Below are 25,819 nucleotides of genomic sequence, written 5' to 3'. Positions count from 1 at the left end.
CTCTCCGGTGACGCTATGCCCGGGTCGCCGGGTGCTCCGACCCTTCATGACGGGACGCTGACGGCGATCGGGCCGATGCTGACGCATCCCTGACGCGACGGGCCGGGGCCTGGGAACGCGTCGTCCCAGACGGGCGGGAGGCAAGCGGCTGGGCCGCATACGTGATGCGGACGACGCCGTCTTCGTGCCGCTCCGTCCTGCCCAGTACGCCGAAGACGTCGCGGAGGATGTCCGGTGTCAGGACCTCCAGTACGGGTCCGGCCGCCACCACCTCGCCCTCGTGGAGGACGACGAGGTGGTCGCAGAGCCGGGCGGCGAGGTCGAGGTCGTGGAGGACCGCCAGGGTGGTGATCCCGGTGCTGCGGATGAGGTCCAGGAGTTCGAAACGGGCGCGGATGTCGAGGTGGTTGGTGAGTTCGTCCAGGACCAGGAGACGCGGGCGCTGGGCGAGGGCGCGGGCCAGGAGGACGCGTTGGCGTTCGCCGCCGGAGAGGGTGGCGTAGTCCCGGTCCGCGAAGGGTGCGACGCCGCAGCGGTCGACCGCCTCCGCCACGGCCTGGCGGTCCTCGGTGCCGTCCCGGCCCATGAGGCCGTGGTGGGGCGTCCGGCCCAGGGCGACGATCTCGGTCACGGTCAGGCCGGTGGTGGTGCCGGCGTCCTGGAGCACGGCTGCCGTGCGGCGGGCGGCGGTGCGCGCGGACAGCGTCCAGACGTCGTCGTCCCCCACCCTGACCACGCCGTCGGCCGGGCGCAGTGAGCGGTAGACCGTGCGGAGCAGGGTCGACTTACCACTGCCGTTGGGCCCCACGAGCCCGACGATGTCGCCCTTGGCGGCCTCCAGGTTCACCTCGCGGAGGATCGGCTTGCGGTCCAGGGTGATGTGGAGGTTGTCCACGGTCAGTTTCATACGGTGTCCAGGCCCTTGTCGCGGCGCAGCAGCCACAGGAAGAAGGGGGCGCCGAGCAGGGCGGTGAGGATGCCCAGCGGCAGTTCGTTGGGGCGGTTGACGGTGCGGGAGAGCAGGTCCACGACGACCAGGTAGACGGCTCCGAGGAGTGCGGTCAGGGGCAGCAGCCTGCGGTGGTCGGCGCCCACGGTGAGACGGACCAGGTGGGGGATCATCAGGCCGACGAAGCCGATGCCGCCCGCAACCGCGATGACGGTGCCGGTGAGCAGCGCGCTGATGACCAGCAGGACGGCGCGCAGCCGGTTGACGTCCACGCCGAGCGCGGTGGCGGACTCGTCGCCGGCCAGCAGGGCGTTGAGCCGCCGTCCGAACAGGGTCAGTACGACCGTGCTCGTCAGGACCACGCCCGTGACGGTGGGCAGTTGGTCCCACTGGGCGCCGGCGACACTGCCCAGCATCCAGAACATCACCGTCCGCAACTCGGTGGGCGTGGCCAGCAGTTGGACGAAGCTGGTCATCGACAGCAGGACGTAGCCGACCGCGACTCCGGCCAGGACCAGGCGGGTGGGGGCCAGCCGGCCCCGCCGCTGCCCCAGGGCGAAAACCAGGGCCCCGGCCGCCAGGGCACCGACGAACGCGGCACCCGACACCCCGAGGCCGGCGAGCCCGCCGAGGGCGACACCGCCGAGGGTGATGACCAGTACGGCCCCGAGCGAGGCGCCATAGGAGAAGCCCAGGACGATCGGGTCGGCGAGCGGGTTGGAGACCAGGGTCTGGAGGACCGCCCCGGTGACGGCCAGGCCCGCGCCGACCAGGGCGGCCAGGGCGACGCGGGGAGCCCGGAAGCTCCAGACGATCTGGTCCGTCGCCGGGTCGGCGGTGGCGCCCTGCCCGGTGACGTGGTGCAGGAGGATCCGCCACACGTCGGCCACCGGGATGTTGACCGCTCCGATGCTCACCGCCACCACCATGACGGCGACGAGCACCACCAGCAGGACACCGACGGCGAGAGACAGCCGCAGGCCGTTCAGACCTTGTCGGGGTGCAGCATCTCGGCGATCTTCTCCACGGCCAGATCGTTGCTCGGACCGAGGTACATCGAGTCCGACAGCGCCACGTACTTCTTGTTCTTCGCGGCCGGCCACTGGGGGAACTCCTTCAGCAGTTTCTCGGCGTAGGCCGCCGGGTCGGGGTCGTTGTAGCCGATGACGACCAGGGCGTCGACGTCGGTGGCGGCCACCTTCTCCTTGCTCAGGTCGGCGAAGGAGGTCTTGGAGGCGTTCTCGAAGGCGTTGGAGCCGCCGGCTTCGGCGAGGATGTCGTTGTAGATGCCCTTGGCGACGACCGAGCTGAAGTCGTTGCCGCCCATGGCCATGTTGGAGAACAGGACCATGACCTTGGGCTTCTCCTCCCCCTTCACGTTGGCGGAGACGGCGGCGATGTTCTTCTCCGAGGCGGCGATCAGCTTCTCGGCGCGGTCGCCGACGTGGAAGATCCGGCCCATGTCGCGCAGCAGCGTGTAGCTGTCCGCGATGGTCATCTTGGAGGTGTCCTGGTCGCAGCCCTGCGGGGAGACGTAGGTGCCGGCTCCGACCTGCCCCAACTGCTCGCGGGTGGCGAAGCCGTTCTTCTCGTCGAAGCCGTAGGAGGTCGTGGACAGCACCAGGTCGGGGCGCAGGCCGATCATCGCCTCACGCGGGATGTCGTAGGCGTCGTTGAGTTTGACGTCGCCGTTGGGCAGCGCCTTGATGGCCTTGGCTCGACCGGGGACCTCGGACATGCCGTAGCTCTGCTGGTTGGCGACGATCTTGTCGCCGAGGCCCAGGGCGAGCAGTGCGGAGACCTCGGCGACCGAAGCTCCGTTCATGACGACGACACGGCCGGGCGCCTTGGTGAACTTCTCCGGCACCCCGCAGTTGTCGAGGGTCACGGGGTAGCCGGACTGCGCGGCGGCCGCGGACGCGTTGCCGCCTGTGGCGCCGTCCTTGTCCGTCGAGGAGCCGGCGCATGCCGTGGTGATGAGGCAGAGGGCACCGGCCAGGGCGACGGCGACCGGCCGTTTCGTCGACATGCTTGCTCCTTGGTGCGGGCTGCTCGTGAGCCGTGGTGGGTTCTGGTGCAGTAGTCGGAGGGCGGAGACGTCGAGTTCCCGAAGCCGGTCAACTACTTTGCGGGCACGGCGAGATGGTTGTGTTTCCGGACCGGGGCGGGCAGCGCTCCGGTGGCGACGCAGTGATCGAGGTAGCGGAAGAAGAGGTCCCGGTCGGCTGGCGGGCCGGTGATTCCGCTGCCGCGCAGGCCGCTCACGACGTTGTCGGCGCGGACCCGCCCCAGGCGCAGGTAGGGCTCGGTGGCGGCATGGGAGTCGAAGAAGGCCAGCGTGGTCGCCGCAGCACCGGACGTACGGGGAAGCTCGGCCCGCCACTGGTCCAGAGGCATGCGCCGCAGCGAGTAGCCGTACTCCTCCAGCCAGTCGTAAACATCATCCAGTCGTACGGGGACACTGTCGGCATGGTTGAACACCCTTGCCGCCGCGAGAGGTTGACGCAGCCAGAGGTGGACCAGGGTCTTCGCGACGTGGTCGACCGGCGTCCAGACCTCCTCCTCGAACAGGTCGGGCACGATGCCCGCCGGAACGCCCGCGCGCAGCACGCTCCACAGGAAGTCCCGCTCGTTCACGAACCCGGTGTCGGACGGGCCGACGATGCGGCCCAGCCGATGCACGGTGACCGGTAGGCCACGCTCGGCGGCCTGTTCGAGCAGGCGCTCGGCCGCCCACTTGGACTGCTGGTAGCCGTAGCGCAGTCCGGGGTGGGGCGGGAGGAACGCCTCCGGTACTTCAGGACTGAGGGCGAGGGGCGGGGCGACGGAGAGGGTGGAAACGAAGTGCAAGGGGGTCGACCGTACGGCCGCCATGCGCAACAGGTCCTTCGTGGAGCGGGTGTTGGCGGCGCGGAGGGTGGCGTACTCACGCAGGATGCTGACGGTCGCCGCGTTGTGGAAGATCGCCCCGCAGGTCCGGGAGAGTTCGCCGAACGTCTCTTCGTCCACGCCGAGTCGAGGGCGGGCCAGGTCCGCGCATACCGCCGTGATGCGCTTCTTCGCTGTGTCGGGGAGGTGGATCAAGTGGGTTTCCAGGGCCTGGTGAAGGCGGGCGGTGGCCTCGGCGGCGCTGGGGGCGCGGACCGTGCAGACGACCTCCGCGTCGGTGCCGGTGAGGAGTTCGGCCAGCAGATGTACGCCTACGAAGCCGGTGGCACCGGTGAGCAGGACTCTGTCCGGTGCGCCGACCGTCCGAGGGCCGTCGTCGGGCCGGATGTCCGGGTCGAGGACGGTGTCGGCGAGCAGGGCCTCCGGGAGACCTGGAACGGTTGGCTGCCCCTGCCCATACCCCTCCAGGTACCGGGCCAGCTCGGCCGGGGTCGGATGCTGGAAGAGCCAGGCCACCTTCACCTCGCGGCGCAGTTCGACGCCGAGCCGGTTGGCGACCTGGATGGCTTGGAGCGACTGGGCGCCGAGGTCGAAGACATCGTCCTGTGCGGATACGGCGGCCACGCCGAGCATGTGCTGCCAGACGGCGGCGATGGTGCGCTCCAGCGAGCTGTGGGCCACCGCCGGCTGCTCGCCGGGCGCGGCAAGCGCGCTCCTGTCGATCTTCCCCGAGCTCGTCCGGGGCAGGCGGTCCAGGAATTCGACGGCCGACGGGATCATCGCGGCGGGCAGCACCGCCCGGAGACGGTCCCGGATCAAGGCCACGGCCGGGGCGGGCCCGTCCGGGACGACGTACGCGCTCAACCGCCGTGTTCCGTCGCCCAGCACCTGCCCGACGACAACGGCGTCACGGATTCCCGGATGGGTCACCAGGACACTCTCGACCTCGGCCGGGTGCACCCGGTGTCCGCTGATCTTGAACTCGGCGTCCGCACGGCCCAGATGGCGCAGCTGCCCGTCGTCGCCGATCCGGACCAGGTCACCGGTGCGGTAGGAGCGGGGCGCTCCGGGAAGTCGGTCGAGTGGGGCGAAGCGGGAGGCGTCCGGGACCGGTCCTCCCCGGTAGCCGAGGGCCAGGTTGTCGCCCAGGAGGTGGAGTTCGCCGTCGACTACCGCGGCGCGGGTGCCGGGGAGCGGCAGCCCGATGGGGACGTCCCCCGGGGCGAGCGAGGGGTCGTGGAGGTCGGCGACGGTGGCGACGACGGTGGCCTCGGTCGGGCCGTAGGTGTTCAGCAGCCGGATCGACGTCCCTACGGCCTTGCGCCAACCGTCGACCCGTGCGGGCAGGGCCGGCTCCCCTCCGATGACGACGGTGCGTACCTCGGCCGGCAGGGTCGCGGCACCGGTCGAGAGGGCGTAGGCCAGTTCGTGCCAGTACGCCGTCGGCAGATCGAGGAAGCTGATCCGCAGCCGGGCGCAGGCCTCCAGGAACCCGGGGACCGACTCCGTCATGTCGCCGGTGCGGACCACGAGGGTGGCGCCGGCGCAGAGGGTGAGGAAGAGCTCCTCGACGCTGGTGTCGAAGTGGAGCGGGGCGAACTGCAGGACGCGGTCCCTGCTGTGGAGGCCGTAGCGGTGCGTTGCGCCGGCCACGAAATGTGCCAGGGCACGGTGGCCGATCTCCACTCCCTTGGGGCGGCCGGTGGAACCCGAGGTGTGGATGACGTAGGCGAGGCCGTCCAGCGTCGGTGCCGTCGGCGAAGCGGCTGTGGAGTCGGGGTCCGGCTGGTCGGGTCGCAGAATCGTCCGGTCCGGGAAGTCGCCCGCGTGGGCGCCGGACGTCACCACGAGCGCGGGACGTGCGTCGTCCAGCAACTCGGCCCTGCGCGCCGGGGGCGCCGTCGGATCGAGCGGGCAGTAGGCCGCCCCGGACAGCAGGACACCCAGGACGGCGGTGACGGCCTGGATACCGCGCGGCAGGGCGACGGCCACCAGGTCACCGCGGCCGACCCCGCGAGCGGCCAAGCGGGAGGCGAACTCACAGGCCGCGTCGAAGAGTTGCGCGTAGGTGATGCTGCGCCCGTCATGCTCCACGGCGACGGATCCACCGCTCCGGGCCGCGTGGTCGGCGATCAGGCCGAGGACCGGACGCGCCGGGCCGGGCAGCGGCCCTCCGTCCAGGACCTGGACCGCCTCGCGCGCACGCAGCTCCCCGAGCGCCCGGTCGGGGGCGGCGACGGCCCCTTCGAGCAGGGAAAGCAGCCCCTCCTGGAACGCGGTGAGGTCCGTCTCGTCATAGAGGTCGGGGTTGGCGTCCACGGCGATGCGCAGGCCTCCGCCCTCGGAGCGGTCGTAGACGTTGACGGACAGGTCGTCGACGGGGCCCGCGGAGACGTTGTGGACCGTGCTGCGGTGTCCGGCGAAACGCAGGTCGTATGCGAAGGGCATGATGTTGACGCCGGGCCCGGACAACCGGCGCTGTCCGCCGACGAGTCCGAGGTCGCGTCGCAGGTGTTCATAGCGGTAGCGCTGGTGCGGCAGTCCGGCGCGGAGTTCGGCGGAGACCCGGGCGGCGAGGTCGCGCAGGCTGTCCGAGGCGGTGACGGTGACGCGCAGGGGCAGGATGTTGCGCACCATGCAGGGGACGCGCAGCGAGACGGAGCCGAGCCGTCCCATCGCCGGCAGGCTGAGGACGATCTCCTGGGCTCCGGTCGCGTGGTGCAGGTGGGCCGCGGTCACGGCCAGCAGGATTTCGGACCAGGTGACCTCGAGATCGCGGGCGACGGCGCGCAGGGGCGATGTCCGAGCGGCGTCGAGGTCGACCACCCGGCGGTGGAAGGTGCGCGCGGGCAGGGCCGTACGGCCGGCGGGCGTGGCCACGGGCGGCTTGTCCGCGTAGCGGTCCGTCCAGTAGGCGCGGTCCTGGGCGAAGCGGGGTGACTCGCGGTACGTCCGTTCCTCGTCCCGTACCGAGGCCAGGGTGCCGAAGCCGCTGTCCTCGACCGGCTGACCCGCCGTCAGGGCTGTGTAGACCTGGGCGACCCGGCGGGCGACCAGGGACAGGCCGAAGCCGTCGAGGGCGATGTGGTGGACGCGGTGGTACCAGAGGTACTCCTCCGGTGCGATGCGGAGCAGGGCGTGGCCGAAGAGGGGGCCGCGCGTCAGGTCGACGGGACGGGCCATGTCCTGGTCCATCCAGGCCAGGGCCGCCGCGTACGGGGCTGGCTCGGCCGCGAGGTCCGCCATGTGCGGGCGCCAGTCGACGGCCGGGGCGTCGATCTGCCAGGGGCGGCCCTGGTCGTCGGCGACGAAGGCGACGTTCAGGGCCTCCGTCTCCGCGACCACCTGGTGCAGCGCCGCGTCGAAGGCGGACATGTCCACCGGTCCGTGGATGTGCGCGTACTCGGCGGTGTTGTAGGCGGGACTGTCCGCGTCGAGCTGCTGGCCCGTCCAGATGCCTTCCTGGGCGGGCAGCAACGGGTGGCGCACCGCTGTCACGTGGTTCCTCCCCGAGGTGCGGAGAGCAGTTGCCACCACTGGGCGAAGGAGGTGCACTCGGCGAGGTCGACGAAGGTCAGTTCCACGCCGGTCTCCCGCCACCGTTCGATGAGGGTGACGACGCGCAGGGAGTCCAGTCCCGCGTGGAAGGGGTTCTCGTCGAGGTCGACTTCGTCGGGCTGCTGGTGCAGGAGCTCCGCCAGGTCCGCGCGGAAGCCCTCCAGCGTGAGGGGAGCAGGCATGTCGTTCTCTCTCGATGGGCCGTGGTGGCCGGTCAGTTGACCTTGCGTGCGGAGTCGCCCCAGAAACGGTCGCGCAGTTCCCGGCGCAGGATCTTGCCGCTGGGGTTGCGCGGGACGCTGTCGATGAACTCGTAGCGGGCGGGCAGCTTGAAGCTCGCCAGCCGCGGGACGAGGAAGGTATGCAGGTCCCGGGGGATCGGCTGTTGCCCGGCCGTGGGGACGACGAAGGCGTGCACGTACTCGCCCCAGCGTTCGTCGGGGGCGCCGACGACGACCGCCTCGGCGACTCCGGGATGGCTCTCCAGGACGTTCTCGATCTCGGCGGGGTAGACGTTCTCCCCGGCGACCAGGACGGCGTCCTTGATCCGGTCGCGGATGAAGAGGTAGCCGTCCTCGTCGATGTATCCGGCGTCCCCGGTGTGGATCCAGCCGTCGACCAGGGTCTCGGCGGTCTTGTCGGGCAGTCCCCAGTACTCGACCATGTGCGCGGGTGTGGCCAGGCAGACCTCCCCGACGACGCCCGGCGGCAGTGCGCGGCCTCCGCCGTCGATCACCTTGCTGCGGACTCCCGGGTAGGGGCGGCCCGCGGCCTGCATGAGGGGGCTGCCGGGGACGTGGGCGGCCGGTGGCAGACAGACGGCGGTGTTGCCGGTCTCGGTCAGGCCGTAGATCTGGGCGAACTCGCAGTCGAGGACGGCGAGGCTCTCCTCCAGCAGGGCCTCGGAGATCGGGGAGCCGCCGTAGACCGTCTTGCGCAGGGTGGTGAAGTCCTCGGCAGTGACGCCGGGTTCCGTCAGCATCATGCGGAGCATGGCGGGCACGACGCAGGCGGTCGTGATGCCGAGGTCGCGGATGAGGTCGACGGCCCGGCGGGCGGCGAAGGCGCGCATGGCGACGACCGTGATGCCGGCGTCGAGGTTCTGCGTGGCCCACCACAGTCCGCCGATGTGGAATCCGGGGATGCCGATCAGGGCGATGTCGCCGTCCCGCCAGTCGATCCAGTCCAGCCCCTCGCTCGCCAGGGCGTCGCGGATCGCGAAGAAGCTGCGGTGGGCGAGGACGACGCCCTTGGGCAGTCCGGTGGTGCCGCTGGTGTAGAGCTGGGCGACGGGCGTGTCGGGGGTGGCCTCGAACTCCGTGTCATGGTGCGGGTGCGGTGCGCGCCATCCTTCCAAGGAGCCCAGGTGTACGACGGTTTCGGGCTCCGACTCGACAGCCGCCGTGAACTCCTCCTCCACGAACAGCAGCCGGGTGCCCGAGTCCTGGAGGATGTGGCTGACCTCGGGTGCGGTGAGCCGCCAGTTGACCGGGACGAGGACGGTGCCGCTCTTGGCGCAGCCGAAGAGGATCTCGTAGTAGTGCTCGGACTCCTTGCCGAGGTAGGCGACCCGGTCACCGGGAGCGAGCCCGGCGGCGCGCAGGGCGTGGGCGACACGGTTGCTCTCGCGGTGGAGGTCGGCGTAGGTCAGACTGCGGCCCTCGCACAGCACCGCCGGGTGGTCCGGTCGGCGCTCGGCGTGGTGCCGGGTGGTCTGGACGAGTGTCCTCATGGGCGAACCCTTCGGCGGTCAGGGCACGTTGACGAACGCGAGGGTCGCCTCGCCGTCGCAGCGGCCCGATGCGGCGTCCCGGTAGCGGAAGGCGGTCTCGGCGTGCAGGAACGGGGTGCCGTCGGCCCGAGTGCGCCGGATGACGGACCGGAACTCCATCTCCCCGGAGAAGGCACGGGGATCGACCGGGCGCCGGAATCGCGATGAGAAACGGGCGATGAGAATGTCCGGCAACTGGTGCTTCCAGAAGTCGTCCAGCGTCCAGGATTCGAACCCCGTACCGATCCCGTCTTTCACGGACTTGGCGACGAGGTAATACATCATCTGGTTGTAGCAGATGTTCACCTCGACGGAATTCAGGTGTCCGGTGTCGTCGATATAGCACGACTCGGGTATCTCGAACTCGCAACGGGCAAGAGCCCGACCGTCCATTTCCGTCACGACAGCCGAACGCAGGTACTTGCAGTGCTCCTTGTACGGCGTCAGCACCTGCGCCAGCAGAGCTTCGTCCGTCATGCCGCCCTCATCACGTCGTGGAGCCCGCACTCGTCGTGCACGGTGACGCGGTGGGAGACGGTCGGCTCGGGTGTGGTCGTGTGCCGGGCGCGGTGGATGAGGCTGCGGTTGTCCCAGACCAGCAGGTCGCCCTTCTCGAAGCCCTGCAGATGGATGTTCTCGTGCTCGAAGGCCTCGTCGAGCTGACCGGTGGCGTCGAACAGCCGCTTCAGCAGCTCCTCGTCGAGCGGCCGGCCGCTCTCGTCCTCGATGCCGACCGTGAAGCCCTCACTGATGTAGAGGACCGTCTCGCCGGTCATGGGGTGGGTGAAAGTGGCCGGCCGGCGGACGGCCGGGGTCTTCCGTTCGACCTCGTCGATGATCTCGGAGAGAGGCCGGTAGACGTCATGGGGCCGAATCTTGAAGTACTTGCGCACGGAATGCCTGCAGTACGTTCCGGCGATCTCCTTCTTGAGGTCCTCGGGCAGTTTCTCGTAGGCCCGGCCCATGTCGATGAAGTACGTGCCGCGGTTCTGCCGTGGAATGACCTGGGGGTGGATGAGGGTGATTCCGAAAGGGTCCGGCATGAACTGATAGTCGGCGTGCCAGAACTTGCCCGTTTTCGGCACGCCGATCTGCTTGCCGTTCTCCGGCACATTGGAGGAGACGAATATCTCCGGGACCTCCGGATGCCGGTACATCGGCTCGTAGTACGTCTCGGGGCGGCCGAGCCGCTTGCCGAGTTCCAGGAACTCCTCGGGGGCGAGGTCCTGGCCCTTCAGGATCGCGATCTTCTGCGTGTAGACGGTGTTCTTGAGCGCCGCGATGTCGGCGTCCGAGGCGGTGGTGTGGTCGAAGCCGTCGACCGTCGCGCCCATCGCGTCGCCGGGCTGGTCCTTGATCTCCATGACGGGGTGTCCTTCCGTGGGTTCAGACGGCTGCGGTGGTGCCAGTGGGCCTGCGGAGGAGGAGCAGCGCGAGTGCGCCGCAGCCGATACCGCCCGCGATCACGAAGACAGCGGTGCGGATGCCGTCGAGGAGCCCGGGGCCGGATCCGTTCTGCCCGGCTCCCCCGGCGACGGCGACCAGTACGGCGAGGCCGACCGCCCCGCCCACCTGGAGGGTGGTCGACGCCAGGCCGGAGGCGATGCCCTGGTCCTCTGGAGCCACTCCGGCGGACGCGGTGATCCACATCCCCGTCCACGCCGCCCCTTGGCCGAGGCCCAGCAGCACGATCCCCGGCAGCAGCGCGGGATACGAGCCGTTGGAGGTGAGCGCGAGGCCGAGCGCCGCGGCCCCGGCGGCACCCAGCGCCATGCCGCCGACCAGCATGCGGCGCGTCCCGAAGGCTGACACGGCCCGTCCGCCCGCCTGCGTACCGAGGGCCACCACCAGGGCGGGCACGAGGAACGCGAGCCCGGTCGCGAGCGCGCTGTAGCCCTGGACGGTCTGGAAGTACAGGGTCAGGAAGTACGGCACCGAGCCGAACGTGGCGCTGAACAGGGCGGTCACTCCCATGGCCGTGAGCAGGCCGGGGCGGGCGAACAGCCTGGCCGGCATCAGCGGATCACGGGCCCTTGTCTCTACGACGGCGAACAGCGTCAGCAGACCGGCCGAGAGGGCCGCGCTCGTGAGGGCCGTGGGAGTGCCCCAGCCGTCGGCGGGGGCCCGCACCAGCAGGAACACCAGGAGTGTGACCCCGCCCGTCGCGGTCAGCGCGCCCGCCACGTCGAAGTGCCGCGAGCGGTCGAACGGTCCGTCCTCCGGGAAGAGCAACAACGCGGCGACCGCGAGGGCTCCGGCCAAGGGCACGTTGACGAAGAACACGGCCGGCCAGCCGAACGCCTCCACCAGGAAGCCGCCGAGAAGGGACCCGAAGCAGAGCCCGCCGGCGCCGGCGGCACTCCACACCGCCAAGGCGCGGTTCCGGTCCGGTCCTTCGTCGTACAGGGTGTTGATCAGGGACAGCGTCGCCGGGAACAGCAGAGAGCCGCCGATGCCCTGGACCGCCCTGACGGCGACCAGAACGCCGGCTGATTCCGAGACTCCGCCCACGAGGGAGGACCCGGCGTACAGCAGAGCCGCCAGGACGAACATCCGGCGTCGGCCGAGCAGATCCGCGGCCCGGCCGCCCAGCAGCAGGAAGCCCCCGGTGGCCACGACGTAGGCGCTCACCACCCACTGCAGGTCGTGGTCGGAGAAGCCCAGCCCGGTGCCGATGTCGGGCAGCGCGACGTACACGATGTTGTAGTCGAGCGAGATGACGAGCTGCCCCGACGCCAGCACGAGCAGAGGAAGCCCGAGCGGCTTTCGCAGGGTGGTCTTCCCTGACTCTGTCGCGGCCATCATCGATCACCCCCGCTCTTCCCCATGAGCCGACGTATCTCGGTGATGAGGGCGACCAGTGCCCGACGCTCCGCAACGGTCGTCTCCGGGTGCCAGAGGTCGATGAGCAGGCAGGTCCGCGGCCTGGTGCCGTCGTTACGTGCCTCGTGCTCGAAGGAGTAGTCGAAGAGCAGGCATTTCCCCTCCTCCCATATGCGGGTCTCCCCCGCGACCGTGATGCTGCAGCCTTCGGGGATGTCCACCGCGAGATGCAGATTGATGCTGAAGTTCCATAGGTCGCAGTGGGGTTCGATGAAGGCGCCTGGCAACAGGGTGGAGAAATGGCATTCCAGGAGAGGGCATATCTTGCCCGTGTCGACAGCGACGTCCTTCAGTACCCGATAGGCGGTCGGAGCTGTGGTGGCCGATTCCTCGACAAGGCCGCCATTTCGGTAGAGATAAAGGGCCTGCCAGTTCTCTTGGCGCGTCAGATAGTGCTCGTAGTCGGCGAACGCCTCCCGGTGTGCCTCCCATGCGCTGTGCAGTTCCTTCTTGATGGTCCGGTGGTGGGCCTCCAGCTCGTGTACGACGGGGGCCAGTTCGGCGTAGGCGTAGGGATCGTGCCAGGGCGTGGGCGAAAGGCCCGGCATGATCCACTTGGCCGCCCTCTGCAGCGGATGCCGTTCGCCCCCACCCGGCTTCAGCATCTGCTCGACACGGGTGATCGATTCCGGGCCGAATTCGGCTCTGACGGCCGCGAAGGCGCTCTCTATCTCTGGTGTCACACGGTTCTCCGCGCCCTCGAGCTGTTCTGTCGGGCTAGTAGTCGGTCGAGGTCGGGCTTGAGTTCCCCGCTTCTTCGGATCAAGTTCCCTCGTCCAGGAGCGCGACGAGGGTCGCCCGGGCCCGTGCGACCCGCGAACGGATCGTGCCCACGGGGCAGCCGCCGGCTTGCGCGGCGTCTTCGTAGGGCAGCCCTGCCAGTTGGGTGAGGACGAACGCCTCGCGGCGCTCGGCGGGCAGCGTGTCCAGCAGGTCGAGCAGGGCCACGCCGTCGTCGAAGCCGGGCAGGCCGGTCGGCTGGGCGCGTTCGACCCATGTCGCCCAGTCGTCGACGTCGGCCCGTTTCGGCCGCGTGGCGGCGTACCGCAGGCTGTCGACGACCGTGCGGCGCGCGATGGACAGCAGCCAGGTGCGCGCCGACGAGCGTCCCTCGAACCGGTGCAGGCTGCCGAGCGCCCGCAGGAACGTGTCCTGCGTCAGGTCGTCGGCCATCTGACGGTCGGCGGAGAGGTAGGTGACGTAGCGGACGACGTCCGGATGCAGTGCGCGTACGAAGCGGTCGACGGCGTCGGGGTCGCCGGTCCGGGCGGCGAGAGCCCAGGCCGTGGCACGGTCGTCGCGGACAGGAGTGATCACCTGATGTCCTTCTCGGGTGATCCGGGACCGGTTCGGCAAGGCGGCATGGGTGAACACGCCACGGCCGAAGGGTCCCGGGACGGTAGTGGGATGGCGCCGGCTGTCTCAGAGGACAGCGGTCCCGGCCGGAGGACCCCGAGAGGTGATCGTGTACGCGAAGGCCGGCCGCGGGACCCGCTCCGCACGCTCGCGCGTCGGCCGCGGGCGGGGCCGACATGGCGGGGCGGGCAGCAGCAGCGGCAGCCGCAGCGGAGCGGCCAGCCAGCCCGCGACGGCCCGCAGAAGACGGAACGCGGCCTGCTCGCCGAACGCCAGCCACACACCGGTCAGCAGAGCGGCCAGCAGATGGGCGGCGAGCATGCCGAGCGACGAGGTGTCGCCTGTGCCGTGGCCCATGTGGCCCAGGTGCTCGATGTGCGCCGCGTGGCCCATGTGCATGGATCCCATATCCATCGAGCCCGCTGACCGGCCCCACGAGAAGGCCGAGTGCAGCGCCCCTTGGGCCACGACGACCACGGATACGATCAGCGGGAAGCCTCGTTCACGGCCCGCCAGTACCCAGCCGACGCCACTCGTGACGGCGAACCCGGCGGCCAGTGTCCACGACGGCACGGTGGAGCCCGACATCAGCACGTGCCCGACGGCGGCAAGCAGCAGGCAGACGGCCGCGAACACCGCGGCCCGCACCATGCGCGCACACCACCCGGCGGTCATGACGGCTGCTCAGCCCCTGGCCTGTCCCGGACGGACCACCACCGCGAGGGTCTTCACAGCCCCGCTGCGCTCGAAGTGCAGTGTGAAGGCGACGAGGTCACCGGGCTGCCAGCCCTTTTTCACCGGCACGATCACGTCGAGACTCGCCGGTGACATCGCGAGGCTCCTCCCGGCCGGGATTCCGACCGAGGACACCGTCCGGTCGGAGGCCGTGTTGGAGCTGGTCATGACGTGGCGGCTCAGTGTGGGCCCGCGGTCGCCGGCCTCGGCGGTCGTCACCTTCAGCAATCGGTCCGGCGCGCCTCCGCTGTTGCTGATGCGGAAGAAGGCCGCCGTGTCCGGCGTGTCACCCGTGGGCGCGAACACCTTGCCGTCGGTGACCTTGATCGAGGCAGGAGTGCCGGCGTTGCCGTAAGCGGTCCAGACACTCAGTCCGCCGAGGGCGAGCCCGCATACGGCGACGGGTGCGACCGCGGCGAGCAGGGTGTCGGTGAGCCGGCTTCGGGTCGGGCGCCAGGGGCGCTGTCCGGTCATCGGGTACGTCCCCGGGCTGCGGGGGAGGTCGAGGGCGAGGGCTGCCAGGCGCGCAGCCGAAGGCTGTTGGCGACGACCAGCACCGAACTGGCCGACATCGCCGCGGCGGCGAGCATCGGGTTCAGCAGGCCCACCATGGCGAGCGGGACGGTGACGACGTTGTAGCCGAAGGCCCACACCAGGTTGGCGCGGATCGTCGCCAGCGTGCGCCGGGCGAGCCGGACCGCGTCCGCCAGGGCCTCGATGTCGCCGCGCACGAGCGTGACGTCGGCGGCGCCGACCGCCACGTCCGTGCCGCCGCCCATGGCGATGCCCAGATCGGCACCCGCCAGCGCGGCCGCGTCGTTCACACCGTCACCGACGACCGCGACCCGGTAACCCTGCTCCTTCAAGTCCCGTACGAGGTCGGCCTTGTCCTCAGGGGTGCAGCGGGCGTGCACCTCCTCGATGCCGAGCGCCTGCGCGACGGCCCGGGCGGGCGCCTCACGGTCGCCGGTGGCCAGGACGGGCCGTACGCCGAGGCGCCGCAGCCGGTCCACGGCCCGGTAGCTGCCGGGCCGCAGGACGTCCCCGACCTCGATCAAGGCCTCGGCCGTACCGTCCACACGGACCAGCACGGGCGTACGAGCGGCAGCCTCCGCCCCGGCCAGGGCATCCGCCAGTTCGCCGGGCAAGTCGTCGTCGGGGGCGAGGACTTCGACCAGCCGTCCCTCGACGCGCCCCCGCACCCCGCGCCCCGGCAGCGCGCTGAACTCGCTCACGTCCGGCAACCTCTGCCCGCCCGGCTCCCTCCGCGCGTAGGCGCAGACGGCCCGCCCCAGCGGATGCTCCGACCCTTGTTCCACCGCCCCCGCCAGCCGCAGTACCTCCGCCCTCCCGAGCCCGTCGGGTACGGCCGTGACCCGGGCGACGGTCATGTGTCCGGTGGTGAGGGTGCCGGTCTTGTCGAGCACGACGGCGTCGAGGTGCCGAAGCCCCTCCAGGGCCTGCGGACCCGTGACCAGAACGCCGAGCTGAGCGCCCCGGCCGGTCGCGGCCATCAGCGCGGTCGGGGTGGCGAGGCCCAGCGCGCACGGACAGGCGACCACCAGGACGGCGACGCACGCGGTGAGCGCGGACTGCGGATCGGCACCGGCGCCCAGCCAGAACCCGAGCGCGGTGACGGCCAGAGCGAGCACGACCGGCACGAACACCCCGGCCACCGAGTCAGCCAGCCGCTGGGCGCGCGCCTTCCCGGCCTGTGCCTCGGTCACCAGCCGGGTGATCCGGGCGAGTTGCGTATCGGCACCGACGGCCGTGGCGCGTACGAGCAGCAGGCCGCCGGCGTTGACGGCGCCGCCCACCACCGTTGATCCCGGCCCGACTTCCAGGGGCTCGCTCTCGCCGGTGACCAGGGACAGATCCACGGCCGAACTGCCCTCCGTCACCTGCCCGTCGGTGGCGACCCGCTCGCCCGGCCGCACGAGGAAGAGCTGTCCGGCCCTCAACTCCTCGATCGCGACGAGCCGTTCCGAGCCGTCGTCCGCCCGGACGGAGACCTCCTTTGCCGCGAGCCTGGCCAGCGACCGCAATGCCTCCCCCGTCCCGTGCCGCGCCCGCGCCTCCAGGAACCGCCCCGCGAGCACGAACAGCGGTACGCCCACGGCCGCTTCGAGGTAGAGGTGCGCGACGCCGTCCGACGCGGTGGGCACCAGGGTGAACGGCATCCGCATCCAGGGATCGCCCGCGCCCCCGAGGAAGAGCGCGTACGTCGACCAGGCGAAGGACGCCACCACGCCCAGCGACACGAGCGTGTCCATCGTCGCCGCCGAGTGCCGCAGCCCCCGGACCGCCCGCACGTGGAAGGGCCAGGCACCCCACACGGCCACGGGCGCGGCGAGTGCGAAGCACAGCCACTGCCAGTTGCGGAACTGCAGCGCGGGCGCCATGGACAGGACCAGCACGGGCGACGCGAGGAGGGCGGTGACGACCAGCCGGTGCCGTTCCCGCCGGGTACCCTCGGCATCGTCGCCGTCATCGTCCGCCGGCTCCTCCGCCTCGGGCGGCTCGGGCAGGGCGGCGGTGTAGCCGGCTTTCTCGACGGTCGCGACGAGTTCCTCCGGACCGATGTCCGCCGGATGGCTCACGCGAGCCATGCCGGTGGCCAGGTTGACGGTCGCGGTGACCCCGTCCAGTTTGCCGAGCTTCTTCTCGACCCGGGTCACACAGGCGGCGCAGGTCATGCCGCCGACGGTCAGGTCGGTCGTCACCAGAACGGCCCCCGATTCGGCCCCCATCAGCCGTGTCCCCCCTGCATGCCGTCCATGTCTCCCATGCCCCCGCCACCGCCCGGGTCGCCGCCGTCGCGGTTCGTGCTGTCGCCGTGCATCCCGGGTGCGACAGGGCCGGCGCCGACGCCCACGGCGTAGGACACCGCGAAGATCAGCACCAGCAGCAGGAGGAAGCCGCAGAGCGCGGGCGGAGGCGCCGCTTTCCGCAAGCCCGTGCCCGCGCTGCTCGAAGGGGATTGCCGGGCCTCGTCCATCAACCGCGTCTCCAGGTCATGTCGTACGACGTCGCTGGGATCGCGCCGCACCGGTTCAGAGGTCGGACGGGCCGTCAGTCGAGTTCCGGAGGGCGTATATGGCGCCTGTCACACGTGGCCGGCGCAGTACGCCGAACGAGCGACTTAGGCATATTTTCTCCGGTCTTGTTCCACCTATGAGCAGGGAACGAACGCCGAATCAGCCAGACCAGCGGGAGAGCGCGCCCATGACCGGGACAGCCGACGAGCACCAGAACTCCTCTCAGCCCCTGGCCGACTGCGCGGCCGAGCCGATCGCCGGCATCGTGGCCGAATTCGTGGACAAGCGCATGGGGCAGCGGATCGCCCAGGGCCAGGACCCGGTGCTGCGGCCGGTCTTCGTCAAGTACCACGGCACCGCCCGAGGGGTGCTCACGGTCGCCCCCGATCTGCCGCCGGACCTCTGTATCGGATTCCTCAAGGCCGCCCGGGACCAGGAAGGCGGTCTGACCGCCTGGGTTCGCTTCTCCAGCGACATCCTGCCGGACCGTCCGGACTTCCGCCGGACCCTCGGAATGGGCATCAAGCTGTTCGGCGTTCCCGGCCCGAAGCTGCTGGACGACGAGGGCCGGACAGACACGCAGGATCTCATTCTGCAGAACCATGACGTGTTCTTCGTCGACACCGCCCGGGACATGTGCGAGTTCCAGCAGGATCCGGTCGCGTACCAGAACGCGCATCCGGAGACCCGCAGCATTCTGCAGGCCATGCGCAAGCCCGAGGAGAGCACGCTGACGGCCAGGTACTGGGGCGTGCTGCCGTACGCGTTCGGGGCCGACCGCCATGTGAAGTACGTGCTCGCGCCGGTCTCCTGCCCGCCCGGTGATCCGCAGGCGGCGCCGCCTGACGAGGACCCCTCCTTCATGCGGGGGGATCTGCGGCACCGGCTGGCCGCGGGCGAGGCCGCCTTCGACCTGCTGGTGCAGTTCCGCACGGACCCGGACCGGATGCCCCTGGACCGTGCCACCGTGCGCTGGGAGGAGTCGCTGAGCGCGCCGGTCCGCGTGGCGCGACTGACCCTGCGTCAGCAGGATGTCCGGGCGCGCGGTCAGGACGCCTACGGCGAGAACCTCGCCTACAACCCCTGGCACTGCCTGGCCGAGCACCGGCCGGTCGGCAGCATGGCCGACGCCCGCAAGGTCGTGTACCGGGCGTCGGCCGCACGGCGCCGCGACGCGAACGGCGTTCCGGTGGCGGAGCCGGGTCCCGCACGGCCGCCGTCCGCCGAACCCCACGGGCGTGACACCCGGATCGTGCGGGCCGCGATCCATCCCGCCATCGGAGTGGCGCGGGTCGGTGACAGCGCGGACGAGTTCTTCCTCGCACCGGAGGTGGACGCCCCTCCCCCGCTGCCCACCGGCTCGTACAAGGACGCGACCGGCGCCCTGAAGCGGCAGGCGGCGCGCTTCCGCGTCTACGGCTACAACGCCGCCGGGGAACCGGTCGCCGAGCTGACCGCGGACAACGCGGACATCCGGTGGACCGTGCATGTGGCCAACAAGAAGGCCGCCTGGTACCAGTTCCAGCTTGCCCTGGACATCCCCGAAGCCGCGGCCGCACCCAACACCACGCCCCGCAATCCCAAGGTGCCGCCCGCTGAGCGCGGCCGGCTGGTCATCGACCCCGGTCCGCGTTCGATCCGCGGCCGGGACCGCGCGGGCCGGCCCGAGTACCGGTTCGACACGGGCCGCTTCCTCGGCAAGCCCGTCCCTCTGGGTGAGGTGCGCACCGACGGCGCCGGCCGGCTGCTGTTCCTCGGCGGACACGGCGTCTCGGCCTCGGCGGACCACGCTCAGGCCACGCACTTCGCCAACAACGACGGCTGGCACGACGACGTCTCCGACGGCCCGGTGAGGGCGCAGGTGCGCATCGACGGCCGTTCCGTCCCCGTCGAACCGGCCTGGGTGGTGGTGGCGCCGCCGAACTTCGCGCCGGAGCTGACATCCGTGCGCACGATGTACGACCTGATGCGTGACGTCTTCGTGTCGGCCGGCACCCTGACACCGCCGGACAAGGTCTCCTTCACCCGTGACGTCCTGCCGGTCCTGCGGCGCCTGTGCGACCTCCAATGGGTCAATCGCGGCATCGCCGCGCTGTTCGGGCACGGCGGGCGGGAGCACTTCCTGGCACCCGGGCGGCTCGCCAGGCTGGCCGACCCCGGGCCGCGCAACGCGGAGCTGCGACAGCAGATCTGGGCCACGATGCGGGACCTCGACCGTGACGGGCTCTCCCCCGTGCCCTGGCCGCCGCTCTACGGGGACACGATGAGTGTGCGGCCGGTCTACGCGCGGCAGCATCTGACACTGACCCCGTTGCAGTACCGTTCGCTGGCCCGGTGGGCCGCGGGGGACTTCGTCGCCGACCACGACCCCTCGGCGGTGCCGCCCGAGAACCTCGACGCGGTGCCGCTGAGGGAGCGGCCGGGCATGCTCGACCGCGCGGCCCTGTCGTTCTGTCTGGCCGACGCGTTCCATCCGGGGTGCGAACTGTCCTGGCCGATGCGCCACAGCACCCTGTACGCGGCCCCCTTCCGGGTGCGGCACCGCGATCCCGGCACGCCCGATCCCGGCACGCCCGATCCCGGCACGCCCGATCCCGGCACGCGCGATCCCGGCACGCGCGAGTCCGACTACGGCGCGGTGCTGACGCCGCAGACGGCGCTCGGCGCCGGCGGTCCGCTGTACGCGCAGGGTCCGGGCGATCTCACGCGCTGGATGGCGGTGCCCTGGCAGACCGACACCGCCCGCTGCCGCTCCGGCTACTACCTCGGGTACGGCCCGCGCTACGACCCCTATCTGCCCACCTTCTGGCCCGCCCGTGTGCCCAACCACATCCTCACGGAGCAGGACTACGAGAAGGCGATCGACCCCGGCAGCCCGGCGGAGGAACGCCGGACCGCCTTCGAGCGCCGGGCCGTGTGGGACAGGTGGCTGCCTCCGGACCGCATCGAGCAGATGAACGCCATGGTCAAGGACTTCGGCAAGCTCGGCCTCGTCGAACGGCGCACCGGCGCCTCCGACGACCCGGAGCTGCCCACGACGATGTTCGTGGAGTCCGCGGTGAGCTTCCAGCCGGAGCAGCCTCCGCCCGCTCTGCGGAATCTGAGGTGCCTGCATGTGCCGGAAGCGGCGGACTCGGGCGACGGCGTCCTGGCCGCGGCCCTCGCCCAGACGGACGTACCCCAAGAGCAGGTGATGGCGGGTTACTTCGAGAAGGTCGAGCGCTTCCCGGACGGGCGGTGACCTTCGAGGTGGTCGTGGCCGGAGGCGGTCCGGCGGGCGCCGTCGCGGCGCTGGTCCTGGCGCGGGCCGGCCGTCGCGTCCTGCTCGTCGACCACGGCACGGACGGTCCCCGGTCCTCCTTGTTCCGGGTCGGCGAGACCCTCCTGCCGGCGGCCAGGCCGCTGCTGCACGATCTGGGCCTGTGGGACGAGTTCGCCGCGGGTCCTCACCTGCGATGCGTGGGGACCTACGCCTCCTGGGGATCGGAGACCCTCCACGGCCGCAGCCACCTCCACGATCCGCACGGGCACGGCTGGCACCTGGACCGGAACGGGTTCGACGCGTTTCTGCGCGGCGCCGCCGAGTCCGCCGGCGCCGAACTGCGCCGGGCCGAGGCCGTGCCGCCGCCCCGTCTCCCGCCCGCCGGCGAGCGGCGCGTACTGCTCCACGAAGGCGGCCTGCTCGAAGAGGTGCGCTGCGACTGGGTCGTGGACGCCACCGGTCGCCGGGCCGTGATCGGCCGCCGGCGGGGACGGCGCCGCAAGCAGGACCGGCTTGTCGCCGTGTACGCGTTGTTCGGGCGGCGGCTCCCCGGCCGGCGCACCGAGGACACCGAGCTTCGTACGCTCGTCGAGGCGGTACCCGGCGGCTGGTGGTACACGGCCAGGGTTCCGGCCGGACGTCTGGTCGCACACCTCACCGACACCGACCTGACCCACTCCGCCCTGCGCACCGCCGACGGCTTCCTCGGCGCGATCGGGCAGACCCGCCACGTCCGTACCCGCCTCGACGGCTACGACCCGGCCCATGCCCCGGCGCCACGCTGGACCGCGGCCCACGGGCTGCGGCTGTGCCCGGCGGCGGGCCCCGGATGGATCGCCGCCGGAGACGCCGCCCTCGCCTTCGACCCGCTCTCCTCCCAGGGCATCCTCACCGCCCTGCACACCGGAGCCCGCGCCGGCCGGACCGTCGACCTGTGCCTGTCCGGCGAGACGGCCGCCCTCGACGACTACTCCCTGTTCCTCGATCGGATCACGGACACCTACGAGCGGCATCACGCCGAGACCTACGCCGAGGAACGACGCTGGCCGGGACACCCGTTCTGGGAACGCCGCTCACCCACGACGGCCTGAGGCCGCCTCCATGACCTCGATGCTGATGATGCAGGTGTCGTCGTCCGTGTCGGATCTGCTGTAGGTGAGCAGATGGTCGAGGCGCTGGTCGAGGGTGGTCTTCTTGGCGCTGGCGGTCACCAGGAGGTGTTTCAGGGACTCCTCCATGGAGCGGTCCCTGCGTTCCACCAGTCCGTCGGTGTACATCAGCAGGGTGTCGCCGATCTCCAGCCGCATCTCGGCCTCCTGGTAGGTGATGTCCGACGCCGCGCCGAGCAGCAGCCCCTTGAGCAGGGGCAGGGTCGTCGCCTGTCCGTCCCGTACGAGAACCGGCGGCAGATGTCCGGCGCGGGCCCAGCGCAGAACACGGCAGGAGGGGTCGTACAGCGCGCAGACCGCGGTCGCCGTCACCGAGTCGGAGAGGTGGTGTGCGACGCTGTTCAGCCAGGACAGCAGTTGGGCCGGGCCCGCTCCGGTGACGGCCAGGCCGCGCAGGGCGTTGCGGAGCACGACCATGCTGGTGGCCGCCTCGATGCCGTGCCCGGCGACGTCCCCGACGCTCAGCAGGATGTGCTTCGACGGCAGGACCACGGCGTCGTACCAGTCGCCGCCCACGAGGTGATCGGTCTCGGCGGGCCGGTAGCGCACGGCCGTGCGCAGTCCCGGCGCGTCCAGGGGTGCCGCCGTGGAGGGCATGATGGCCTGTTGCAGTTGCAGGGCCAGTCGGTTGCGCTCCGCGGACTGCTGTTCGGAGTGGGCGAGTTGGTCGCGGGTGGCGGCGAGGGCGACCTCCGTCCAGTGCTGGGCCGAGACGTCCTGGTAGGCGCCGCGCACGGCGAGCAGGCTGTCGTCGACGTCCACGACGGGTTCGGCGACCACCCTGATGTGGCGGGTCACCCCGTCCGGGCGCAGCAGGCGGAAGGCCTCCGACGCCGGCTTGCGGTGGTGCAGCACGGTCCGCAGGAAGCGGCCGATGGCGACGGCGTCGTCCGGGTGGGCGTGGGCACGCAGGTCCTCGACGGGGGCGGGCTGGTCGGACTCGGCCCTGCCGTAGAGGGCGAACAGCTGACTGTTCCAGGTGATCTCACCCGTGACGAAGTTCTCCTCGAAACCGCCGATCCGGCCGAGGCGTTGCGCGTGCTCGAGCAGGTTGGCCAGGCGTGCCACCTCGTCCTCGATCCGCCAGATCAGCAGCACGCTGTCGCCGTGCCGGGTCATGCTGACCTCGGCGACGGAGGACAGCGGCACCTGGTCCACGAGCGCGGTGAGTGTCATGTGACCGGCCCGGAACGGCTCGCCCGTGGCGTAGACCCGTTCCAGGTGGCTGAAGAGGCCGTTCTCGTCGGCTGCGAGGGGATACGCCTCCAGCAGCAGGGCGCCGTCGACGGTGCTGCGGGGGCGCCCCGCGGGGTCGCGGAAGCGGTGGTTGACGTGGTGGACACGGAAGTCGCTGAGATGGCCGGTGTCGTCCACTTGGGGGACGAGCACCAGGGCGGGGTCGTACAGCGAGTCGGCCAGGTCCGTCAGTTCCGACAGTCCGGTCCTCGGCGGAGGGCCGTCGAGCGGCAGGGAGGAGGAGGGAGAGTGGATCTCCAGGGTGTGGGCGCACAGTTCCGCGAGGGCTTCGAACTGGCGGACGACGGCGGGCGGTTGCGTGACCAGCGGGGTCGGCCAGCAGATCTCGAGCACGCCGTGGATCCGTCCGCCCACGCCGGTGGGGACGGCGACCCTTCCTCCGTCGGGGTGGTGGGTGCGGCCGATGGACGGAGGCCCGGCCGCTGCCAGGGATCGGATCCACTCGGGCCTGCGCTCGGTCAGCGCGGTGCGGGCGACGGTCGCCACGCCCGGCGGCACATAGCGCCAGCGCTCTGCCTCACCGTCGGGAAACCCGGAGCTGCCCGCGAGCGTCAGGGAGCCGTCGGCGCCGGCCGCCCAGATCGCCACGCCGGTCGCCCCGAGCGGTTCCAGCGCGTGCTGCAGCAGGGAGTCGGCGACCGCCTGGGTGTCCTGGGCGGCCAGGGCACTGCTTTCCGCCGTGCGCAGCCGTACGGCGGCGGACACGGTGGGTGGCATGGTGGACGGGGTGCCACGGACCGCCGTCGCGAAGTCGACCGCGACCTCGGTCAGGCGGTCGCGTGCCGCCTGGTTGATGATGTCGACGGCCAGCTCGAGGGGGGTCATCGCCGACTGTTCGGCGAGTTCGGCCAGTTGCCGGGCGGCTTCGGCGGGACCGCAGTGCAGGCGCTCGACGAGCACGCCCTTGGCGAGGTCCATGAGGGCGCGTCCATCGGCCGCGGCGTGCGCCGCTTGCACCTCGTGGCGCAGGCGCTCCACCGTGACGGCCAGCCGGCCGACCGGAGAGGCCAGCGGTCCGCCGGGCGGCTCGGTGACCGGTATGCCGTCATCCCCGGCGGGCTCGGCGCCCGCCGCCCCCCCCGCGGCGCCATGCCGTCGCGGCTCATCGTCCCGGGAGGGTTCCCCGGACAGATCGGTGTTGCTCACGTGGACGCTTGCTCCTTCTGACCCGCACAGCGTGTGGGAGGCGTCGTGCTGTCGGTGGGTTTCGGCGTCACGAGGACAGCCAGTGCCGCACGCAGGCGATGAGGTCGTTCGCGTCGACGGGCTTCGTCACGTAGTCGCTGGCGCCGGCCGCCAGGCTCTTCTCCCGGTCGCCCGGCATGGCCTTGGCGGTGACCGCGACGATCGGCAGGCCCCGGTACTCGGGCATCTTCCTGATCTCGGCGGTCGCGGCGTACCCGTCCATCTCCGGCATCATCACGTCCATCAGCACGAGCCGGATCTCGGGGTGCGCGGTGAGGATGTCGATGCTCTTGCGGCCGTTCTCCGCGTGCAGCACCCGCAGGCCGTGCAGTTCGAGGATGCCGCTGAGGGCGAACAGGTTGCGGGCGTCGTCGTCGACGACGAGCACCGTGTGTCCCGCCAGGGTGACGTCGACCTCCGGCGCCGTGCCCAGGCCCTCCTCCATCCGCACGAGCGGCACCACGTCCCCGGGTTGCTCGGCCGACAGATGCAGGGTGATCCGTTCCTTCAGCTCGTCCAGGCTCGACAGCACCTCCAGGGGGCGGTTGTCCGCCCGGGCCTGCAGGGCGGCCTCCTGAGCCGCGCTCGGACGGTGGTTGTTGTGGACGAGGACCGGAACGGTGGCCAGCGCGGTATCGCCGTCCACGGCCTCGAGCAGTCGCGGGCCCTCGCCGTCGGGCAGATCCATGCTGAGGACGACACAGTGGCACGGCCCGGCGGCCAGGGCTGAGGCCGCCTCCTGGGCATCCATGGCGGTGACGATCTCCACGGCGTCATGCTGATCCCGTGCGGCACGGCTGTGGTCCAGGTCGGCGACGGCGCTCTCCGCGACCACGGAGAGCAGCCCGCGCACGCGCTCCTCGACGATCAGCAGCCGCCGTGTGTGCGGTACCGGGAGTGCGGGAGCCGTGCCCGGGCGCTGCCCCTCGTCCGGCCCGACGGCGCTGTCGTCGTCCTGCGTGCCGTCCGGCCGTGGTGCGGCGGAGAGCTCCTCGAAGTCGGCGCGCGCCACCGGAAGATAGAGGGTGAAGGTGCTGCCCTGCCCCGGGATGCTGTCCACGGTCACGGCGCCGCCCAGCAGGTGGGCGATCTCCCGGGTGATGGACAGGCCCAGGCCGGTGCCCCCGTACTTGCGGCTCATGGTGCCGTCCGCCTGCTGGAAGGCGCCGAAGATGGTTTCGAGCTGCTGCTCGGGAACGCCGATGCCGGTGTCCTCGACGCGGAAGGCCACGACGGGGCCGCCGCGGTGCACGATCTCGGGTACGTCGTCGTCGGCCGCCGGCTCGATGTGCAGCTCGACGCCGCCTCGCTCGGTGAACTTCACCGCGTTGGACAGCAGATTGCGCAGCACCTGGCGCAACCGCGCGTCGTCCGTGACCAGGTCGGCGGGCGCGCCCGGAGCCCTGGTGATGGCGAAGGTCAGGCCCTTCTGGGTGGTCATCGGCCGGAACGTGGCCTCGACGTAGTCCAGCAGGCGGCGCAGCGGCACGCGTTCGGGGGCGATGTCCATCTTCCCCGCCTCGACCTTCGACAGGTCGAGGATGTCGTTGATGAGCTGCAGCAGGTCGGAGCCGGCGGAGTGGATGATGCCCGCGTACTCCACCTGCTTCGGCGTCAGGTTGCGGGAGGGGTTCTGGGCGAGCAACTGGGCGAGGATGAGCAGGCTGTTGAGCGGGGTGCGCAGTTCGTGGCTCATGTTGGCCAGGAACTCCGACTTGTACTTCGAGGCCAGCGACAGTTGCTTGGCGCGGTCCTCCAGCTCTTGGC

19 protein-coding genes are annotated in these 25,819 nt (G+C 71.1%); 2 read left to right on the top strand and 17 right to left on the bottom strand.

The window, feature by feature from the left end; translation table 11 throughout:
- Positions 1-13: 13 nt before the first annotated feature.
- From ACFTZL_RS07655 to ACFTZL_RS07585, 15 genes are all read right to left on the bottom strand, one after another.
- On the bottom strand, positions 14-907 hold the full coding sequence (locus tag ACFTZL_RS07655; RefSeq protein ID WP_382579435.1) for an ABC transporter ATP-binding protein: 894 nt from the start codon (positions 905-907) through the stop codon (positions 14-16).
- Positions 904-1,878: a FecCD family ABC transporter permease gene (locus ACFTZL_RS07650; RefSeq protein WP_382579456.1), complete on the bottom strand. Its 975-nt coding sequence runs from the start codon at positions 1,876-1,878 to the stop codon at positions 904-906. Before ACFTZL_RS07650 ends, ACFTZL_RS07655 begins: the two co-directional genes overlap by 4 nt.
- Before the next feature lie 56 nt (positions 1,879-1,934).
- Positions 1,935-2,978, bottom strand: coding sequence for an ABC transporter substrate-binding protein (locus ACFTZL_RS07645; RefSeq protein ID WP_382579434.1), 1,044 nt, complete (start codon positions 2,976-2,978; stop codon positions 1,935-1,937).
- 92 nt (positions 2,979-3,070) lie between these two features.
- On the bottom strand, positions 3,071-7,336 hold the full coding sequence (locus ACFTZL_RS07640; protein ID WP_382579432.1) for an amino acid adenylation domain-containing protein: 4,266 nt from the start codon (positions 7,334-7,336) through the stop codon (positions 3,071-3,073).
- Positions 7,333-7,578, bottom strand: a complete 246-nt coding sequence (locus tag ACFTZL_RS07635; RefSeq protein ID WP_382579431.1) for a phosphopantetheine-binding protein — start codon at positions 7,576-7,578, stop codon at positions 7,333-7,335. Before ACFTZL_RS07635 ends, ACFTZL_RS07640 begins: the two co-directional genes overlap by 4 nt.
- A gap of 32 nt (positions 7,579-7,610) precedes the next feature.
- Positions 7,611-9,128: a long-chain-fatty-acid--CoA ligase gene (locus ACFTZL_RS07630; protein ID WP_382579429.1), complete on the bottom strand. Its 1,518-nt coding sequence runs from the start codon at positions 9,126-9,128 to the stop codon at positions 7,611-7,613.
- Between the two features lie 18 nt (positions 9,129-9,146).
- Positions 9,147-9,644, bottom strand: a complete 498-nt coding sequence (locus ACFTZL_RS07625) for an FcoT family thioesterase (RefSeq protein WP_382579427.1) — start codon at positions 9,642-9,644, stop codon at positions 9,147-9,149.
- Positions 9,641-10,531 (bottom strand): TauD/TfdA dioxygenase family protein, encoded by an 891-nt coding sequence (locus ACFTZL_RS07620; protein ID WP_382579425.1) that lies wholly within the window; start codon positions 10,529-10,531, stop codon positions 9,641-9,643. Before ACFTZL_RS07620 ends, ACFTZL_RS07625 begins: the two co-directional genes overlap by 4 nt.
- 22 nt (positions 10,532-10,553) lie before the next feature.
- Positions 10,554-11,969: an MFS transporter gene (locus ACFTZL_RS07615; protein WP_382579454.1), complete on the bottom strand. Its 1,416-nt coding sequence runs from the start codon at positions 11,967-11,969 to the stop codon at positions 10,554-10,556.
- Complete coding sequence (locus ACFTZL_RS07610) at positions 11,969-12,733, bottom strand: aspartyl/asparaginyl beta-hydroxylase domain-containing protein (RefSeq protein ID WP_382579424.1); 765 nt, start codon at positions 12,731-12,733, stop codon at positions 11,969-11,971. Before ACFTZL_RS07610 ends, ACFTZL_RS07615 begins: the two co-directional genes overlap by 1 nt.
- A 79-nt stretch (positions 12,734-12,812) precedes the next feature.
- Positions 12,813-13,367 carry a sigma-70 family RNA polymerase sigma factor gene (locus tag ACFTZL_RS07605; RefSeq protein WP_382579422.1) on the bottom strand — a complete coding sequence of 185 codons (555 nt, stop codon included), beginning with the start codon at positions 13,365-13,367 and terminating at the stop codon, positions 12,813-12,815.
- Positions 13,368-13,472: 105 nt separating this feature from the next.
- On the bottom strand, positions 13,473-14,081 hold the full coding sequence (locus ACFTZL_RS07600) for a hypothetical protein (protein ID WP_382579420.1): 609 nt from the start codon (positions 14,079-14,081) through the stop codon (positions 13,473-13,475).
- A 9-nt stretch (positions 14,082-14,090) separates the two neighbouring features.
- Entirely contained in the window at positions 14,091-14,615 is a 525-nt protein-coding gene (locus tag ACFTZL_RS07595) for a copper chaperone PCu(A)C (RefSeq protein ID WP_382579418.1), read from the bottom strand.
- The gene (locus ACFTZL_RS07590) at positions 14,612-16,891 is read right to left on the bottom strand and encodes a heavy metal translocating P-type ATPase (protein WP_382579417.1); all 2,280 of its coding nucleotides are present in this window, start codon (positions 16,889-16,891) and stop codon (positions 14,612-14,614) included. The genes ACFTZL_RS07595 and ACFTZL_RS07590 overlap by 4 nt, the downstream gene beginning before the upstream one ends.
- Positions 16,891-17,139, bottom strand: coding sequence for a hypothetical protein (locus ACFTZL_RS07585; RefSeq protein ID WP_382579452.1), 249 nt, complete (start codon positions 17,137-17,139; stop codon positions 16,891-16,893). Before ACFTZL_RS07585 ends, ACFTZL_RS07590 begins: the two co-directional genes overlap by 1 nt.
- A gap of 227 nt (positions 17,140-17,366) precedes the next feature.
- On the opposite strand from ACFTZL_RS07585, the gene ACFTZL_RS07580 reads away from it, so the two are divergent.
- Positions 17,367-20,420 (top strand): LodA/GoxA family CTQ-dependent oxidase, encoded by a 3,054-nt coding sequence (locus ACFTZL_RS07580; RefSeq protein WP_382579416.1) that lies wholly within the window; start codon positions 17,367-17,369, stop codon positions 20,418-20,420.
- Positions 20,417-21,532 carry a tryptophan 7-halogenase gene (locus ACFTZL_RS07575; RefSeq protein ID WP_382579414.1) on the top strand — a complete coding sequence of 372 codons (1,116 nt, stop codon included), beginning with the start codon at positions 20,417-20,419 and terminating at the stop codon, positions 21,530-21,532. Before ACFTZL_RS07580 ends, ACFTZL_RS07575 begins: the two co-directional genes overlap by 4 nt.
- On the opposite strand, the gene ACFTZL_RS07570 is transcribed toward ACFTZL_RS07575, so the two are convergent.
- Entirely contained in the window at positions 21,515-24,013 is a 2,499-nt protein-coding gene (locus tag ACFTZL_RS07570) for a SpoIIE family protein phosphatase (protein ID WP_382579412.1), read from the bottom strand. The genes ACFTZL_RS07575 and ACFTZL_RS07570 overlap by 18 nt on opposite strands.
- Positions 24,014-24,080: 67 nt before the next feature.
- A partial coding sequence (locus tag ACFTZL_RS07565; RefSeq protein ID WP_382579410.1) for a response regulator occupies positions 24,081-25,819 on the bottom strand: 1,739 nt, incomplete at its 5' end.

The sequence above is a fragment of the Streptomyces sp. NPDC056948 genome, assembly GCF_042674225.1.
GTDB classification, from domain to species: domain Bacteria; phylum Actinomycetota; class Actinomycetes; order Streptomycetales; family Streptomycetaceae; genus Streptomyces; species Streptomyces purpurascens.
The sequence above is the reverse complement of the archived record's forward strand: the minus strand, read 5'-3'. Positions and strand labels throughout refer to the sequence as shown.

Excerpts from the sequence above, each read along its gene's own strand:
- ACFTZL_RS07655 (WP_382579435.1), bottom strand. The coding sequence starts at position 907 with ATGAAACTGACCGTGGACAACCTCCACATCACCCTGGACCGCAAGCCG.
- ACFTZL_RS07650 (WP_382579456.1), bottom strand. The coding sequence starts at position 1,878 with ATGGTGGTGGCGGTGAGCATCGGAGCGGTCAACATCCCGGTGGCCGAC.
- ACFTZL_RS07645 (WP_382579434.1), bottom strand. The coding sequence starts at position 2,978 with ATGTCGACGAAACGGCCGGTCGCCGTCGCCCTGGCCGGTGCCCTCTGC.
- ACFTZL_RS07635 (WP_382579431.1), bottom strand. The coding sequence starts at position 7,578 with ATGCCTGCTCCCCTCACGCTGGAGGGCTTCCGCGCGGACCTGGCGGAG.
- ACFTZL_RS07630 (WP_382579429.1), bottom strand. The coding sequence starts at position 9,128 with ATGAGGACACTCGTCCAGACCACCCGGCACCACGCCGAGCGCCGACCG.
- ACFTZL_RS07625 (WP_382579427.1), bottom strand. The coding sequence starts at position 9,644 with ATGACGGACGAAGCTCTGCTGGCGCAGGTGCTGACGCCGTACAAGGAG.
- ACFTZL_RS07620 (WP_382579425.1), bottom strand. The coding sequence starts at position 10,531 with ATGGAGATCAAGGACCAGCCCGGCGACGCGATGGGCGCGACGGTCGAC.
- ACFTZL_RS07615 (WP_382579454.1), bottom strand. The coding sequence starts at position 11,969 with ATGGCCGCGACAGAGTCAGGGAAGACCACCCTGCGAAAGCCGCTCGGG.
- ACFTZL_RS07600 (WP_382579420.1), bottom strand. The coding sequence starts at position 14,081 with ATGACCGCCGGGTGGTGTGCGCGCATGGTGCGGGCCGCGGTGTTCGCG.
- ACFTZL_RS07595 (WP_382579418.1), bottom strand. The coding sequence starts at position 14,615 with ATGACCGGACAGCGCCCCTGGCGCCCGACCCGAAGCCGGCTCACCGAC.
- ACFTZL_RS07590 (WP_382579417.1), bottom strand. The coding sequence starts at position 16,891 with ATGGGGGCCGAATCGGGGGCCGTTCTGGTGACGACCGACCTGACCGTC.
- ACFTZL_RS07585 (WP_382579452.1), bottom strand. The coding sequence starts at position 17,139 with ATGGACGAGGCCCGGCAATCCCCTTCGAGCAGCGCGGGCACGGGCTTG.
- ACFTZL_RS07580 (WP_382579416.1), top strand. The coding sequence starts at position 17,367 with ATGACCGGGACAGCCGACGAGCACCAGAACTCCTCTCAGCCCCTGGCC.